Consider the following 14,003-nt stretch of genomic DNA (forward strand, 5'->3'; position numbering starts at 1 on the left):
CTTGCGTTTTTATAAAATTATTTGTTGGACGAATTAATAAGTTATGTTATGAAAACAATTGTTGTGTATTTGCTTAGTTTTATGTTGCTTTTTAATTATTCTTTTGCAAAAAATGAAATTTTAACAAAAAAAATTTCTGACAAATCTGCTTCGTTTGTTATTAATACAGACACAAAAAGAACTGTAGTAGTTTTGCACCCAGCAAGTGATGCGGCAATAAGCGCAAAAGAAATAAAACAAAGCAGTATAATGCAAGAAAGTGTTGATATTTCCGAAATAAAGCCTTTCAAAGGAAACTATTGTATTGTTTTTGACGGGATGCAATCTGTTATACCAATTACTCTTAAAGGATTGCAAGCAAAAACTCAATATATTCTATCAGTTTACAAGCCCGATACAAAAGATGAAGTGTTAGCTCAGCATAAATTTTCAACTTTAGCCGAAGAACCAATAAAACAAGCATCAGGTATTGCTTTTCGTCAGCCAACCGAGACAAGCATAGAACTTATCTGGGTTAATGGCAATGGAGAAAAAAGAATAGTGATTGCCTCGAAAGGTAAATCAGTTGTAAGTCAGCCAGAAGACGGAAAAACATATAGTTCAAACTCTAAATTTGGCTCGAATGAAAGCAAAATCGGAGATAATGCTTTTGTCGTATATTCTGGAACAAAAAATGAATGCAAAGTTGAGAATTTAGAGCATTCTACAATATATTCTTTTCAGGTATTTGAGCTAAATGGAAGCGGCGAGTCAACAAATTACCTCACTTCTACGCTTTTTGGGAATCCACGCTGGAAGATGACTGCGATTCCAGCGCCAGAACTTCTTCCTGCAAAGAATGTTCACGAAATTGGTTGTGTTCTTTCGTGGAAAGGCTCGCCGAATGTTCAGAAGTATATTTTAGATATTGCTTATGACGAAGGCTTCACTCGTTTTGCGGAATTTTATGAAAATGCTGATATTGGTGATATTACAGAAATAGAAGTAATTGATTTAAACCCGAATGAAAATTGGTTTGTTCGCGTAAAAGCAATTGGAGAAGGCTCACAAAGTGAATATTCAAACATATTAAAGGTAAAAAAAGGAGATAAGTAGATGAATTTGGAACAAAGAATAAATGAAGACTTGAAATCTGCTATGAAAAGTGGAGATAAAGTTCGCATTGATGCATTACGTTCTTTGCGTGCTGCTATTATTGAATTCAACAAAAGTGGTTCAGAAACTGGGCTTACACCTGAAATAGAGTTTAAAATTTTGAATGGAGCAGCAAAAAAACGCAAAGATGCAATCGAAATGTATAAATCTGCTAATCGCCCAGAATTGCTTACTAAGGAAGAAGCTGAACTCGCAATTATACAGGAATATTTGCCAAAAATGATGGCAGAAGATGAAGTAAGAGGGTTTGTTGCAAACAAGATAAAAGAAGTAAGTGCCACCTCGATGAAAGATATGGGAAAGGTTATGGGACCAACGATGAAGGAACTCGCTGGCAAAGCAGAAGGGAGTTTGGTGCAAAAAATAGTCAAAGAGCTATTGGAAGGAAATTGATGAGCGAATCTGTTCAGCAAAAGTTTGACCCTTTTGCCGAAACTTTACGGCAACTTGAATTTAAAAGTGTTCTTGAATATATTGCTAAATTCTGTAAAAGCGAAGATGCAAAAAACATTATCTTCGCTTTAAAACCAACAGACGATGTAGATAAATTAAGACGAGAGCACCAACTCATAGATGAAGCTCTCATCTTGCTATTTAGAAATGAAAATCCACCGCTTGAAAGTATTGGCGATAGTCTTAATTTGCTATATAAATCGCAAATCCAAAATGCAATGCTATTGCCGACTGAGTTGCTTGAAATACTTGATTTGTTGCGCATTGCTCGTAATTTGAAATCATATATCAAGCCGAAAGCTGATGGTTTCCCGACCATTTTTTCATATATAGAAAATCTCTACGATAATAAACTATTAGAAAAACATATTTTAGACATAGTAACTGAAACAGGCGAAATAAAGGACACTGCTTCCCGCGAACTTTTTCAGATAAGACAAGAAATTAATGTAAAATCAGCAAGACTTCGCTCAAGAATTAATAAAATAGTTCGGCAGTTTTCTGATTTTGAAATGCTACAGGAGGAATTTTTCACTATCCGCGAAGGGCGCTTTGTTATTCCGGTTAAAGTAGAACACAAACGACAAATATCAGGTATAATTCACGGAGTATCTCAGACAGGTGCAACTGTTTTCCTTGAACCAACTGAAATAATTGAACTGAACAACGATTTATCGCTGTTGCGTGATGAAGAAATGAGGGAAATCCAACGTATATTAAGAAACATTACCCAGGAAATAGGTTCAGAAAGCCACCAACTAATTGAGAATGCACGAATAATTGCAGATATTGACTCGATTTTTGCTCGTGCTTCTTATGCAATGCAGTTTGGTGGGATTAAGCCAGAAATTCTGCCCCAATATGACAATTATATTTATTTAAAAAGCATTCGACATCCTATTCTTGTTCAATCAAAAGGTAAAAATAGTGTTATTCCGCTTTCAATTGAATTTACAGATGAAATTCGTGGGCATCTTGTTTCTGGACCCAACGCTGGCGGAAAAACCGTCGCACTGAAAAACATTGGTTTGAATGTTGCTCTCGCATTGTCCGGCATTTTCCCTATTGGAGAGTGCAAGACAAATTTCCGCACGATTTTTTCAACTATTGGGGATAATCAATCAATAGAAAATGACCTTTCTACATTTAGTTCGCAAATGTTCCAAATCAAAAATATATTGGATAGTTGTGATAAGTATTCACTTGTATTAATCGACGAAATTGGTTCAGGGACAGATCCACAAGAAGGGGCAGCCCTCGCAGCTGGTATTTTGGACACATTTATAGAGCTCAACTTATTTTTTGTAGCTACCACTCACCAATCATCGCTTAAAACTTACGCATTGAACAAACAAGTAATTGCAAATGCTTCGCTTGAATTTGACGAGGAAAAGTTCAAACCAACTTATAACTTTTTAACGGGGATTCCGGGAAACTCTTATGCATTCTCACTTGTGGAAAATATTGGGTTGCCAAAAATTGTAATCAATCGTGCCAGAAAATATTTAGGGACAAGACATTCCGAGCTGGAAGAAAGTATTGCAATATTGCAAAAATACCGTGCCGAAGCTGTTCGCTCACGTAGCGAAACTGAACAAATGAAATCTAAATTAGAAAAAATGATAAAAGATTATGAAGCACGAAGCAAAGAACTGAAAATTAAACGAAAAGAGCTTATAGATAATGCTAAAACGGAAGCTTTATCTATATTAGAGGAAGCGAATTCATTGATTGAGAGAACAGTTCGAGAAATCAAGGAACAGAAACGCCAAATTTCTGAAATTAAGCAAGATTATAAAGAAAAAAAGCAATCTCTGGAAAAAGAAGTAAAGAAAATTGAGAAAAAGCAGAAAACCAATCGCACCGCCCCGACAGAACTAACAAAAGGGCAAGCTGTTGCTCATATGGATAATCCAGCAAATATCGGGGTTGTAATTGATTGTGATAATTCTGCACAAATAGCACTTGTTGAATTCAATGGACTAAAATTTAAACTGCCTTACGCCCAGTTGATAGTTGCCAAAGACACGCAAACAAAACAAACTTTACACATTGACTACATTAAGTATGATGCAGTAACTAAAATAGACTTACGTGGATACCGAGCTGATGAAGCTTTGCGTGCATTGGACGAGTTTATTGATAATGCTTTGCTGAACAATATAGATTATTTGACAATTTTGCACGGTAAAGGCACGGGGGCGTTGAAACAAACGATACACGATTTTCTTTCTAGGCACCCTGCGATCTCATCTTTCCGTTTAGGAGAATTAGTTGAAGGTGGTGCGGGCATAACAATAGTAAAATTTAAAGAATAATGAAGACACAAAACAAAAATAGAGCAAGCTTATATTTAAAAACCATTGCTTTTATTAAGCCGTTCAAGCTGTTGCTTGTTTACTCCGTAATACTCAATCTACTTTTTTCGCTTTTTAACACTTTATCGGTAGCACTAATAAAACCAGTTTTTCAAATACTATTTAAAACCGATACATCAGAAACGATTGTAAAGCATCAAAATTTAACTTTTCTTGAACAAATAAAAAATATTTTTTTTGATTTCTTGCTTTCATTAATCATCGTTGATGATATATATTGGACATTATTTAGATTTGGACTAATTATTTTATTAGTATTTTTCTTAAAAAACTTTTTCAAATACTGGAATGCAGTTGTAATGTCCAAGTTTGAAGAAGGTGTTATAAAATCAATACGTGATAAAATATTTTCAAAGCTAACGTCTCTTTCGATAGATTTTTTTAACCGAAGCAAGCAAGGGAGCCTAATTTCAATAATAGCGAATGACGTTCAGGCAGTCAATTCGACGATGATTTCATCGTTTTCGATAATATTACGGGAAGGTTCGCAGGTGGTATTTTTTCTGTTGTTTCTTTTGAGTATTTCGCCTGAACTGACTTTAATTGCATTTTCATCAAGTATATTTAGTTTAGGTATTGTTCGATTAACAAAGAAGTATTTACGGAAGTATGCTTCACGTATGCAAAAAGCTTTGGCAGATTATACAGGAACGTTAACTGAAATTATTTCTGGGATTAGAGTGGTAAAAGCATATAATGCTGAAAGTTTTGCCAATGAAAGATTTAAGAAAGATAGCGAACGCTATGTGAAGTCGGCAGTAAAACATAAGATGATAGTTACTATAATACCTGCAATCAATGAGATTTTTGCTATTTTCGCGCTTACGGTTGTGCTGGTAGTTGGTGCAATGAAAATCAACCAAAAAGTTATGTCACCTGACGATTTAATGCTATTCCTTTTCACCCTGTTCTCAATAATGGCACCACTTGCATCAGTAATCAATCAAATCGTTCAGTTTCCACGTGGATTTGTTTCTGCTGAAAGAATTTTTGAGGTATTAGACACCGAACCATCAGTTAAAGATGGGTATTTGGAGATTAATGAATTCAAAGATAAGATTGAAGTAAGGAGCGTTTATTTTGCGTATACAGATAAATATGTGCTGCAGGATGTTTCATTAGAGATAAAGAAAGGCAAAAAAACAGCATTTGTTGGAGGAAGTGGCAGTGGTAAATCAACAATGCTTGATTTACTGATTAGATTTTACGACCCACAAAAAGGGCAAATATTAATTGATGGTGTTGATATTCGTAATTATCAATTATCTTCTTTACGTTCACTATTTGGGGTAGTTTCGCAAGAGAATATGTTATTTAACGATACAGTTGCAAATAACATTAAGTTTGGCAAAGAACACGCAATAACTGAGGAAATAATTGAAGCATCCAAACTGGCAAATGCCTATAATTTTATTGATAAATTGGAATTAGGGTTCGACACACCAATCGGTGACCGAGGCACAAATCTTTCTGGTGGCGAACGTCAACGAGTTGCAGTAGCAAGGGCAATTGTCGGGAATCCACAAATTTTAATTTTTGATGAAGCAACTTCTGCACTTGATGCAGAAAGTGAAAAAATCGTTCAGGAAGCAATTGAAACTTCACTTGAAGGGAGAACTGCTATAATTGTAGCCCACAGGTTATCTACAATAATTAATTGCGATATGATTTATGTTTTCAACGAGGGGCAAATAGTCGAACAAGGCACACATTTGGAGTTGATGGAAAAGAATGGATATTACAAGAAATTATATGAACTACAATTCGGTGTGAAAAATTAACCGAAATTTCTTTATAAGTTTATTTTTGATGGCATAATTATTGTTTTAATATTTCTGTTTTTTCATAACATTTCAGGATTGTATATGGCTCTTTCAAATGAGTATACTATAATCGGTATTGACGGCGGCGGAACTCACACAAGAGGTATATTGGTTCGCGATGATAAAGCAATTTCACATGCTTCAAGTGGTACAGCAAGAATAGGTTCAGTTGGAGTAGGCGAAGCTTGCGAACGAACATTAAATATAATACTTGAACTATGCAACAAAGCAGAGATTGAGACATCAGAATTAGATGCGGTAGTTGTAGGACTGGCTGGTGTTTGGCTAGAAGAGGAGAAGAAAAGAGCAGCTCAGTTGCTCCGGACACTTGCTCGTCAGCAAAGCATACAACTTGGTGATTTGCTTGTTACAAGCGATGCTGAACTTGCTATAGAAGGTGCCTTAGGCAATAGCGATGGGATTATTACAATTGTTGGGACTGGTTCTATTGGACTTGCTCGAATCGGAAAAAATCAATTATATCGTTGTGGTGGTTGGGGAATTGAACTTGACGACGAAGGTAGTGGTGCCTGGATTGGTCGAGAAGGGCTAACGTCCGTTGTGCGCGCTCTGGATGGTAGGGGCAAGCCAACAGTACTAACATCAAGAATTCCTGATTTTTCTCCAATTATTAATCTGGATAGACCAAGAACTATAGTCAAAGCATATCAGGATAGGGCCTTCGAATACCATAATCTTACGCCCGCAGTTATGGAATGCGCCGTTGCGGGCGATGAAGTGTGTCTTGATATTATCATTCGAGCTGCCAATCATTTACTTGAACTTCCTGTTGCTCTGTCGAAGCATTTCAAATCTAAAACTATAAAAGTTGCCTTAATGGGTGGAATTATCGAAGCAAATACATTATTAGCTCAAATGCTAAAAGACAGAATTAATAAACACGGGAAATTCGAAATAATTGAGCCTATTGGTTCAGCATTAGATGGAGCAATAAGTATCGGAAGAAGATTGATTGAGCAGGATATGTAGGTTTTATAATTATTTGTTCGTAAGAAATTAAAACAAATAATTATATTATTGCTGAGGCTTTTTGAAGTTCTCAGCATTTTTTTTTATTAGTAAAGAAATCACTTAAAATAGCAATATAAAAAAATGATTTAGAAAGCAACGAGGTTTAATGAAGAGTGCAGAAAGAGGGACTCGAACCCTCACGGCTTTAAGGGCCACTGGATTTTGAGTCCAGCGCGTCTACCAGTTCCGCCATTTCTGCTTATTGGTGGTGGGCGCGGAGGGAGTCGAACCCCCGACCCCCTGCTTGTAAGGCAGGTGCTCTAGACCAACTGAGCTACACGCCCTTGAGAATGGAATACAAAATTAATGTATTTTTTCTTAACTGCCAAAGATTTTTTTTACAAAAAATTAAAAATTTCCAAGTTCTATGGCTATTTCGCAGAATGGTTTGCTTAATTTATTGTTATTAAAGGTATTACCTACATAAGAATAAGAAGCATCAAAAGAGAAACGCCAACCAGCTCGAGTTAAAAATTTTAGCCAGGAACGTAGATTGTAATATACTGAAAAGTTTGGTTCGAAAGCAACGAACCAATCTTCTCCGTAATCGGGGTTGTAGCCAGGCAACAGATTTTTTTCGGTAGAGATTAAATTATATCGGATATGACCAAGCGAAAACTTCGTCTGGATGCCATAAGACAAATTTTCATCAGGGTTAAAAATGTATTCAAAAGCAGAGGAGAAATAATTGTATTCGAAAATTGGGCGAGCATTTATATTGGTATCAAGAAAATTCGCTTTAATGTTACGCGAAATCATATTGTATGAACCAATGGATAAATTATAATTATTGTTAAAGTTATAGACGATGCTCCCACCTGCCAAAAGACAAGGCTTGTTGCTTACCATAGTAGGGTTAACTGCAAGGTGTGCATAAAAAGAATTTCCCGCAAAGGATTGTAAAGCATACAGGAAAATGATGCAGCTAAGAAGCGCTTGCCTCATATTCTTCCATAAGTTTGTGAACAAAGAGCATAATATCGGTAGTAGTAATAATCCCGAGAAGATTTTTTTGCCAATCGACAACTGGCAAGCAATCAAGACGATATTTTGCCATAAGTTTGATGGCTTTTGCAACGCTATCTTCTGGGAAAATCACATGTTCCTGACGGGTAATAATTTTTTGGAAATCAAGGATTTGATTTTGAGAAAGTTCGCCTAAATTATCTTCGGCATCGTATAAGTTTCGCAGGGTATATTCCATAATGTTTCTTTCGGTGATTATTCCTATGTATTTCGAACCTTCTACAACTGGTAGATGCTTGATTTTTTCTTCTCGCATTATTTCGTCTGCTTTTTTTATTGTCTCATTAACATCTACAAAGAACACACCTTTGTTCATTATATCGGAAATCTTGGAATTGAAATTTTTATACATGATATACCTCACGAGATTTTATTATATATATATACAAATAAACGATAAAATTATTTTATTGAAATTTAATAATAGTATATCAATAATGGATTTGGCATTTCGTCAATAGTTTTTGTCGAAAATTGTATGTTGGAGAAATTGGGTTGGCGTATGAGTAATCAAACAGCAGAAAAATATGAATTCAAAGCAGATATGAAGCAATTGCTTCACATAATTATTCATTCGCTATATACACACCCTGAGATATTTCTTCGTGAATTAATTTCAAATGCTTCTGACGCATTAAATAAACTAAGGATAATGAGGCTGACTAATTCTGATATCATTTCTCCCGAAGAAGAATTGAAAATTACAATTGAGCTGGACAAGGAAAACAAAGTATTTTCTATTGAAGACACTGGGATTGGAATGACCAAAGATGATCTAATTTATCAGCTTGGCACAATCGCAAGTTCTGGGACACTGAATTTCATTCAAAGACTTAAAGAACAAAAAGGTCAGGTAGATGTAAATCTAATCGGGCAGTTTGGGGTTGGGTTTTACTCCGTATTTATGGTAACTGATGAAGTAACAATAGAAACATTATATGCAGAAAGTGGTTCTACTACTTGGGAATGGGTATCGAATGGGACAGAAGACTTTAGAATTTCCCCATCGAATCGTAACAAGCGTGGGACAAAAATTTCTTTCAAATTGAAAGATGATTATAAAGAATTTGCGGAAGAGTGGAAAATAAAGGAGATACTAAATAAATATTCTAATTTTGTTGATTTTCCAATATATGTCGGGAGCGAAAGAGTAAACAAGGTTGAAGCGATCTGGCACAAAAAAAAGGAGGAAGTATCAGAAGCGGAACTTTTTGAATTTTATAAATTTATTGCTGGTGATTATCAGCCGCCGCTGGGACATTTGTTTTTGAACATTGAAGGAAATGTAAATTTTAAATCAATAATATTTATACCGCAAACCCAACCTAATATGCTTTTTGGGGATTTACGTGATAAAACAGTTCATTTATATTCAAACAAGGTATTCATACGAGACGATGATAAAGAAATCCTGCCTGAATATTTAAGATTTGTTAAAGGAGTTGTCGATACTGAGGACATACCTTTGAACGTATCGAGGGAGGTTGCTCAAAGTTCGCCTGCAATGGCGAAAATCAGGAACGTGCTCACTGGAAGAATATTGAACTTGTTAGAAGATTGGGCTGAAAACGACAAAGAAAAATACTATAAGTTTTATAAAAATTTCGGTTCAATATTGAAAACTGGTATTAATACTGATTTTTCCAATAAAAATCGAATAATTGAGCTGCTTCGTTTCGAAACTTCTGCTCTACCACGCGGAGAAATGACCTCGCTAAAAGAATATGTTTCGCGCATGAAAGCTGAGCAAACTGAAATTTATTATATATCCGGTTCGCATCTTGATATAGTCGAAAAAAATCCGAACCTCGAATATTTTAAAAAAAACAATATAGAAGTTCTTTACTTAACTGATACAATTGATATATTTACTATTCCATATATTCGTGAGTATGAAGGCAAAGCTCTAAAATCAATAGAAAAAGCAGACATAAAGATAGAAAGCAACTCACAGAACGAAGTTCAACTTTCACAAGAGCAAAAGGACAAGCTCATTGCTAAATTCAAGCAAGTGCTAGGCGATAAAGTTGAAAATGTAGTGTCATCTTCGAGATTGATTGATTCGCCTGTTACTTTGGTAGTTGGTGAGCAAGGACTTGACCCACAACTCGAAAAGATGATGCAGGTAATAGACAAAGACTTTACTGTTTCGAAAAGAATTTTAGAAATTAATCTATCACATCCAATAATAAATAATTTACTGCACAAATTAGAAAACGGAAATGAAGAGATAGTCGAAGAAGCAATGCACCAGCTCTACGAAGGAGCACTTCTAATTGAAGGATATATGAAAAATCCTGTTGATTTTGTCAAGAGAATGAATCGTTTTATAGAAGAAGCAACAAAAATTTAATTAATAAATTGGGAAGGAAAAACAATGAAGCTTTCAGAATTTAAATACACTTTGGCAAAAAGTGCTATTGCAAAATTTCCGGCGGATCCACGTGATTCTTCAAAATTACTCATCATTGATAGAAATACGGGCGAAATTGAAGAAAAAGTTTTTTCTGATATTCTTTCAACTTTTCAAAGGGGCGATGTATTAGTATTAAATGAAACAAAGGTCTTCCCTGCACGTTTATACGGCAAAAAAGAAAAAACGAATGCCAAAATTGAAGTGCTATTGCTTCGTGAGCTCAAAGCCGACGAACGTATCTGGGATGTACTTGTTGAGCCTGCAAGGAAAGTGCGCATTGGGAATAAAATTTTCTTTGATAGTCCGAAATTTTATTGTGAAGTAATTGATAATACTACTTCGAGAGGTAGAACAGTTAAGTTCACATATGATAATGATATATTCAAAATCATTGAAAGAATTGGTGAGATGCCTCTTCCGGATTATCTTCGTCGGGAACCGACTGAACATGACAAAGAGACATATCAATGTGTGTTTGCAAATGATAAATATTTGGCTTCGATTGCACCATCATCTGCAGGATTGCATTTTACAACAGAATTGTTAGAGAAATTATCTCAAAAAGGAGTTAAAATCGTTACATTAAATTTGAATATTGGACAAGGTATTTTTGAACGTATTGAAGTTGAGGATCTGACTAAACATAGAATGTACTCAGAATATTTCGAAATACCAAGAGAAACAGCAGAAGGTATTAATAAAGCACTTAAAAACAAGAAGCAAGTTGTTGCCGTTGGGGCTTCGGTTGCAAGAGCTCTCGAATCGAGCGTATTAACAACTGGAGCAGTCAAACCCAACAAAGGTTGGACTGATAAATTTATATATCCACCGTATGAGTTTAAAATTGTAACACGATTGATAACTAATTTCCATATGCCTGCAAGCCCATCTTTGCTGCTGACGGCTGCTTTTGCTGGACGAGATATAATGTTCAAAGCTTATAAGCGTGCTGCAAAAAACGGGTATCGTTTCTTGTGTTATGGCGATGCTTTGATGATAAAATAGATGAGTAATGTGAAATTTTTTCAATAACCGAATATTAAGAAGGCGTTATTATTAGAATAAATAGTGACGCCTTATATTTAATAATAGGAATTCAGAAACAAAAAGGCCGCCCTAAAAAAGCGGCTTTATTTATTACAAGAGACAAAATTATTCAATATCTAACAAGGTTCCATCGAAAGGAATTTCTTCTGGAATAAGAATACGTCCACAGTTTTCACAATGATAAATAGTATCTAAATTGTTTCTCATTTCAACCACTTTTTGAGGCGGAACAGAACTATAGCATCCTAAACAAGAACCCTTTTTGCATTGAACCGCTGCATCATAATGATAATTCAATATTCTGTTATATTCATCATAAAAATTTTTGGGAAGCATTGAAACAATTAATTTTCTTTTATTTTGAAGGACTTTTACTTCGTCGGATTGTTGTTCGGATATAGCTTCGAATTCCTTTTTCATTGTATCAAATTCTGCGAGGGCGGTTTCATATTGTGCTTTTTGATCTTCTAAAATACGCATAATATTTTCTTCTTTGACACCTTCGGTTCGCATTTTGGCAGCTAATTTTTCGTGTTCTTGCTTTAAGTGTTCGATTTCTTTTGTTATTGCATCAAATTCTTTATTGTTGCGACTCATAAATTGTTGTTTTGCTAAATTTTCTTCTTTTTCTTTAAGTTCAACAAGAGTAATTTTAGCATTGGTGACAAAATCGCGAATTTCTTTTAATATATTTTCGGTTTCTTGCACAATAGATTTGAGTTCGTCGACTTTTTTCTTTTTTTCCTCCACCCTATCGGGTAAATCCCCAAACTCTTCCTGAAGAAATCGAAGTTCGTTATCGATGTATGCTAATCCTGCAATTAATTGAATTTTTGAAATCATTGTTTATTCCAATTTATTTTGACATTTCTTAAATATTCATTTTGAAGTGATTCCCAATTATTATCGGGGTAATAAGAAATAGGATTTGTATTCACAGATGAAACGCTAATTTTCACAGAATTATCTATAGAGTTTCTAATCAATTTGGCAATACCAAGAGAAACGAATTGCTCCATTTCGTAGTGACCGGGGTCGATAAGCAGCATTTTTCCTTTAACTGAATGAAAGGTATGATAAGTAATATCAGCGGTAATAAAGGCGTCTAAATTTGCATCAAGAGCATCTTTCAGAAAAGAAGTGCCACTGCCACCAACTATTCCAATTTTGGTTATGTTTTCAGTCTTTTTGCCAGTAGTGTATTTGACGGGAGCTAATAATTTATCTGAAACAAGTTTTACTAATTCCTGCTCGTTCATTGGCTGTTGTGCTTCGCAAATAACTCCAATACCGGCGTCCGAGCAGTTTGGTGTTGGCACAAGAAACGAAACAACACGCAAACCAAGCAAATTCGCAATTATTCTGCTGGTTCCTTCTGAATGTGCATCAAAAGTTGTATGAATAGATATAAAAGTGATTTCATTTTTAATAAGCTTTGAGACAAGTCTGCCAACGCGTTCATCTTCGACAATTTCAGTTAAAGGACGATAAATTAGAGGATGAAAAGATATTATACAATCAACTGATAAATTAATTGCTTCGGAAATAACTTCATCAGACAATTCCATAGTAACGAGAATGTGGCTTACATCGCTACGCCCGCTTTGGACTTGAAGACCAACACAGTCACCTTCAATTGAAGTTGATTTAGGTAATAATTTATCGATGGTAGATAGTATATCGTTAATTTTCATCAATAAAAATAAACTTTATTATATTATCAATCGTTTAATATTCAAATTTACAAATAAATCTTAATTAATACAATTTAAACTATTAATTAATCGTTATAAATTTAGTCAATATACACTTTTAGACAAAATATGAAAAGAATATATATATATTTTTTGGTAATAATGCTATCGTCGACTGAAATTTTTAGTCAAACTCATTTTTCAACTCACGATACAACATTTATTTTTACACCTGGCAGAAAGTTGCAAACAATGAGCGAGCAAATGGGCTTGCTAAATAATGCTGGGGGAATTGAATTGTTGTTTTCAAACTCAGGATTTGGATTTGGTGGTTTTTATCAATATTTTATAGACGATATTACAAAAATTGGGACAAGATTTTTCATTTCTGGGGCAAGAAACACAGATGAATTTGAATTTTACGATTATTTTACAGGAAATTCATTTATTCCGAATAAGGTTAATAGATTATATCTTATGCCACTTTCAGTAAACATTACAAGACATTTGTTTTCCGAGACTTTACATAAATCTCTCAGGCCATATGTTTCGGCCGGTGTTGGCCCTGCGTTTATTTTATCAACGCCATATAACCGAGAATTTTTCAATGCGTTTAATTATGCGAAATGGTATACTCGATTTGGAGGAAATGTTGGAATAGGTGCAGTTTTCGGACTGGAATCGAACTCATATTTAAGTGTGAATATAGACTATTACTATATCCCATTCGGTGGTAACGGACTAGAAAGTATTAAAGACAAGCCTATTAAAACTTTCGGTGGGTTGTTTTTGTCTTTATCTATTGGTTCTTTATTTTAGATTTTTTTGTTTTTAATTTCAGAGGCATATACTTATATTTGTAAATAGAGTTATGTTAATTCTCATACCTACGGCGGAGTTGGGCGTAATGCTGCGACAGCGGTTCACATTGAAAATTACGGTTCGACAAACGAACTTTTTGACTAAATTTGAAGACTGA

Annotated in this window: 12 protein-coding genes and 2 tRNA genes; 8 read left to right on the forward strand and 6 right to left on the reverse strand. The window is 34.8% G+C overall.

What is annotated here, in order from left to right:
- Positions 1-48 precede the first annotated feature (48 nt).
- The 5 genes from AC6QZF_RS05890 to AC6QZF_RS05910 all read left to right on the forward strand — a co-directional run bounded on the left by AC6QZF_RS05890 (position 49) and on the right by AC6QZF_RS05910 (position 6,799).
- A complete protein-coding gene (locus AC6QZF_RS05890; RefSeq protein WP_499798952.1) occupies positions 49-1,095 on the forward strand; it encodes a hypothetical protein in 1,047 nt (348 codons plus the stop codon).
- Positions 1,096-1,548, forward strand: a complete 453-nt coding sequence (locus AC6QZF_RS05895) for a GatB/YqeY domain-containing protein (protein WP_499798953.1) — start codon at positions 1,096-1,098, stop codon at positions 1,546-1,548.
- Complete coding sequence (locus AC6QZF_RS05900; protein ID WP_499798954.1) at positions 1,548-3,926, forward strand: endonuclease MutS2; 2,379 nt, start codon at positions 1,548-1,550, stop codon at positions 3,924-3,926. The genes AC6QZF_RS05895 and AC6QZF_RS05900 overlap by 1 nt, the downstream gene beginning before the upstream one ends.
- A complete protein-coding gene (locus AC6QZF_RS05905) occupies positions 3,926-5,767 on the forward strand; it encodes an ABC transporter ATP-binding protein (RefSeq protein WP_499798955.1) in 1,842 nt (613 codons plus the stop codon). The genes AC6QZF_RS05900 and AC6QZF_RS05905 overlap by 1 nt, the downstream gene beginning before the upstream one ends.
- 84 nt (positions 5,768-5,851) lie before the next feature.
- The gene (locus tag AC6QZF_RS05910) at positions 5,852-6,799 is read left to right on the forward strand and encodes a BadF/BadG/BcrA/BcrD ATPase family protein (protein ID WP_499798956.1); all 948 of its coding nucleotides are present in this window, start codon (positions 5,852-5,854) and stop codon (positions 6,797-6,799) included.
- 156 nt (positions 6,800-6,955) lie between these two features.
- Here the strand turns inward: AC6QZF_RS05910 and AC6QZF_RS05915 are convergent.
- The 4 genes from AC6QZF_RS05915 to AC6QZF_RS05930 all read right to left on the reverse strand — a co-directional run bounded on the left by AC6QZF_RS05915 (position 6,956) and on the right by AC6QZF_RS05930 (position 8,219).
- Positions 6,956-7,040: transfer RNA gene (locus AC6QZF_RS05915), tRNA-Leu, on the reverse strand.
- 7 nt (positions 7,041-7,047) lie between these two features.
- Positions 7,048-7,125: transfer RNA gene (locus tag AC6QZF_RS05920), tRNA-Val, on the reverse strand.
- Positions 7,126-7,189: 64 nt separating this feature from the next.
- Positions 7,190-7,786 (reverse strand): hypothetical protein, encoded by a 597-nt coding sequence (locus tag AC6QZF_RS05925; RefSeq protein ID WP_499798957.1) that lies wholly within the window; start codon positions 7,784-7,786, stop codon positions 7,190-7,192.
- Complete coding sequence (locus AC6QZF_RS05930; RefSeq protein WP_499798958.1) at positions 7,767-8,219, reverse strand: CBS domain-containing protein; 453 nt, start codon at positions 8,217-8,219, stop codon at positions 7,767-7,769. Before AC6QZF_RS05930 ends, AC6QZF_RS05925 begins: the two co-directional genes overlap by 20 nt.
- 150 nt (positions 8,220-8,369) lie before the next feature.
- On the opposite strand from AC6QZF_RS05930, the gene htpG reads away from it, so the two are divergent.
- The gene (gene htpG / locus AC6QZF_RS05935) at positions 8,370-10,220 is read left to right on the forward strand and encodes a molecular chaperone HtpG (RefSeq protein ID WP_499798959.1); all 1,851 of its coding nucleotides are present in this window, start codon (positions 8,370-8,372) and stop codon (positions 10,218-10,220) included.
- 24 nt (positions 10,221-10,244) lie between these two features.
- On the forward strand, positions 10,245-11,288 hold the full coding sequence (queA, locus tag AC6QZF_RS05940) for a tRNA preQ1(34) S-adenosylmethionine ribosyltransferase-isomerase QueA (protein WP_499798960.1): 1,044 nt from the start codon (positions 10,245-10,247) through the stop codon (positions 11,286-11,288).
- 147 nt (positions 11,289-11,435) lie between these two features.
- Here queA and AC6QZF_RS05945 read toward each other — a convergent pair whose 3' ends face one another.
- Entirely contained in the window at positions 11,436-12,173 is a 738-nt protein-coding gene (locus AC6QZF_RS05945; RefSeq protein ID WP_499798961.1) for a zinc ribbon domain-containing protein, read from the reverse strand.
- The gene (locus tag AC6QZF_RS05950) at positions 12,170-13,024 is read right to left on the reverse strand and encodes a Nif3-like dinuclear metal center hexameric protein (protein WP_499798962.1); all 855 of its coding nucleotides are present in this window, start codon (positions 13,022-13,024) and stop codon (positions 12,170-12,172) included. The genes AC6QZF_RS05945 and AC6QZF_RS05950 overlap by 4 nt, the downstream gene beginning before the upstream one ends.
- A 129-nt stretch (positions 13,025-13,153) precedes the next feature.
- Between AC6QZF_RS05950 and AC6QZF_RS05955 the strand changes: the two genes are divergently transcribed.
- Positions 13,154-13,843: a hypothetical protein gene (locus AC6QZF_RS05955; RefSeq protein ID WP_499798963.1), complete on the forward strand. Its 690-nt coding sequence runs from the start codon at positions 13,154-13,156 to the stop codon at positions 13,841-13,843.
- Positions 13,844-14,003 lie beyond the last annotated feature (160 nt).

The organism is Eximiradius sp. (genome assembly GCA_937127445.1).
Lineage (GTDB): Bacteria > Bacteroidota > Ignavibacteria > Kapaibacteriales > UBA2268 > JAKIZO01.

Excerpts from the sequence above, each read along its gene's own strand:
- AC6QZF_RS05945 (WP_499798961.1), bottom strand. The coding sequence starts at position 12,173 with ATGATTTCAAAAATTCAATTAATTGCAGGATTAGCATACATCGATAAC.
- AC6QZF_RS05910 (WP_499798956.1), top strand. The coding sequence starts at position 5,852 with ATGGCTCTTTCAAATGAGTATACTATAATCGGTATTGACGGCGGCGGA.
- AC6QZF_RS05925 (WP_499798957.1), bottom strand. The coding sequence starts at position 7,786 with ATGAGGCAAGCGCTTCTTAGCTGCATCATTTTCCTGTATGCTTTACAA.
- AC6QZF_RS05895 (WP_499798953.1), top strand. The coding sequence starts at position 1,096 with ATGAATTTGGAACAAAGAATAAATGAAGACTTGAAATCTGCTATGAAA.
- AC6QZF_RS05900 (WP_499798954.1), top strand. The coding sequence starts at position 1,548 with ATGAGCGAATCTGTTCAGCAAAAGTTTGACCCTTTTGCCGAAACTTTA.
- htpG (WP_499798959.1), top strand. The coding sequence starts at position 8,370 with ATGAGTAATCAAACAGCAGAAAAATATGAATTCAAAGCAGATATGAAG.
- AC6QZF_RS05905 (WP_499798955.1), top strand. The coding sequence starts at position 3,926 with ATGAAGACACAAAACAAAAATAGAGCAAGCTTATATTTAAAAACCATT.
- queA (WP_499798960.1), top strand. The coding sequence starts at position 10,245 with ATGAAGCTTTCAGAATTTAAATACACTTTGGCAAAAAGTGCTATTGCA.
- AC6QZF_RS05950 (WP_499798962.1), bottom strand. The coding sequence starts at position 13,024 with ATGAAAATTAACGATATACTATCTACCATCGATAAATTATTACCTAAA.
- AC6QZF_RS05955 (WP_499798963.1), top strand. The coding sequence starts at position 13,154 with ATGAAAAGAATATATATATATTTTTTGGTAATAATGCTATCGTCGACT.
- AC6QZF_RS05890 (WP_499798952.1), top strand. The coding sequence starts at position 49 with ATGAAAACAATTGTTGTGTATTTGCTTAGTTTTATGTTGCTTTTTAAT.
- AC6QZF_RS05930 (WP_499798958.1), bottom strand. The coding sequence starts at position 8,219 with ATGTATAAAAATTTCAATTCCAAGATTTCCGATATAATGAACAAAGGT.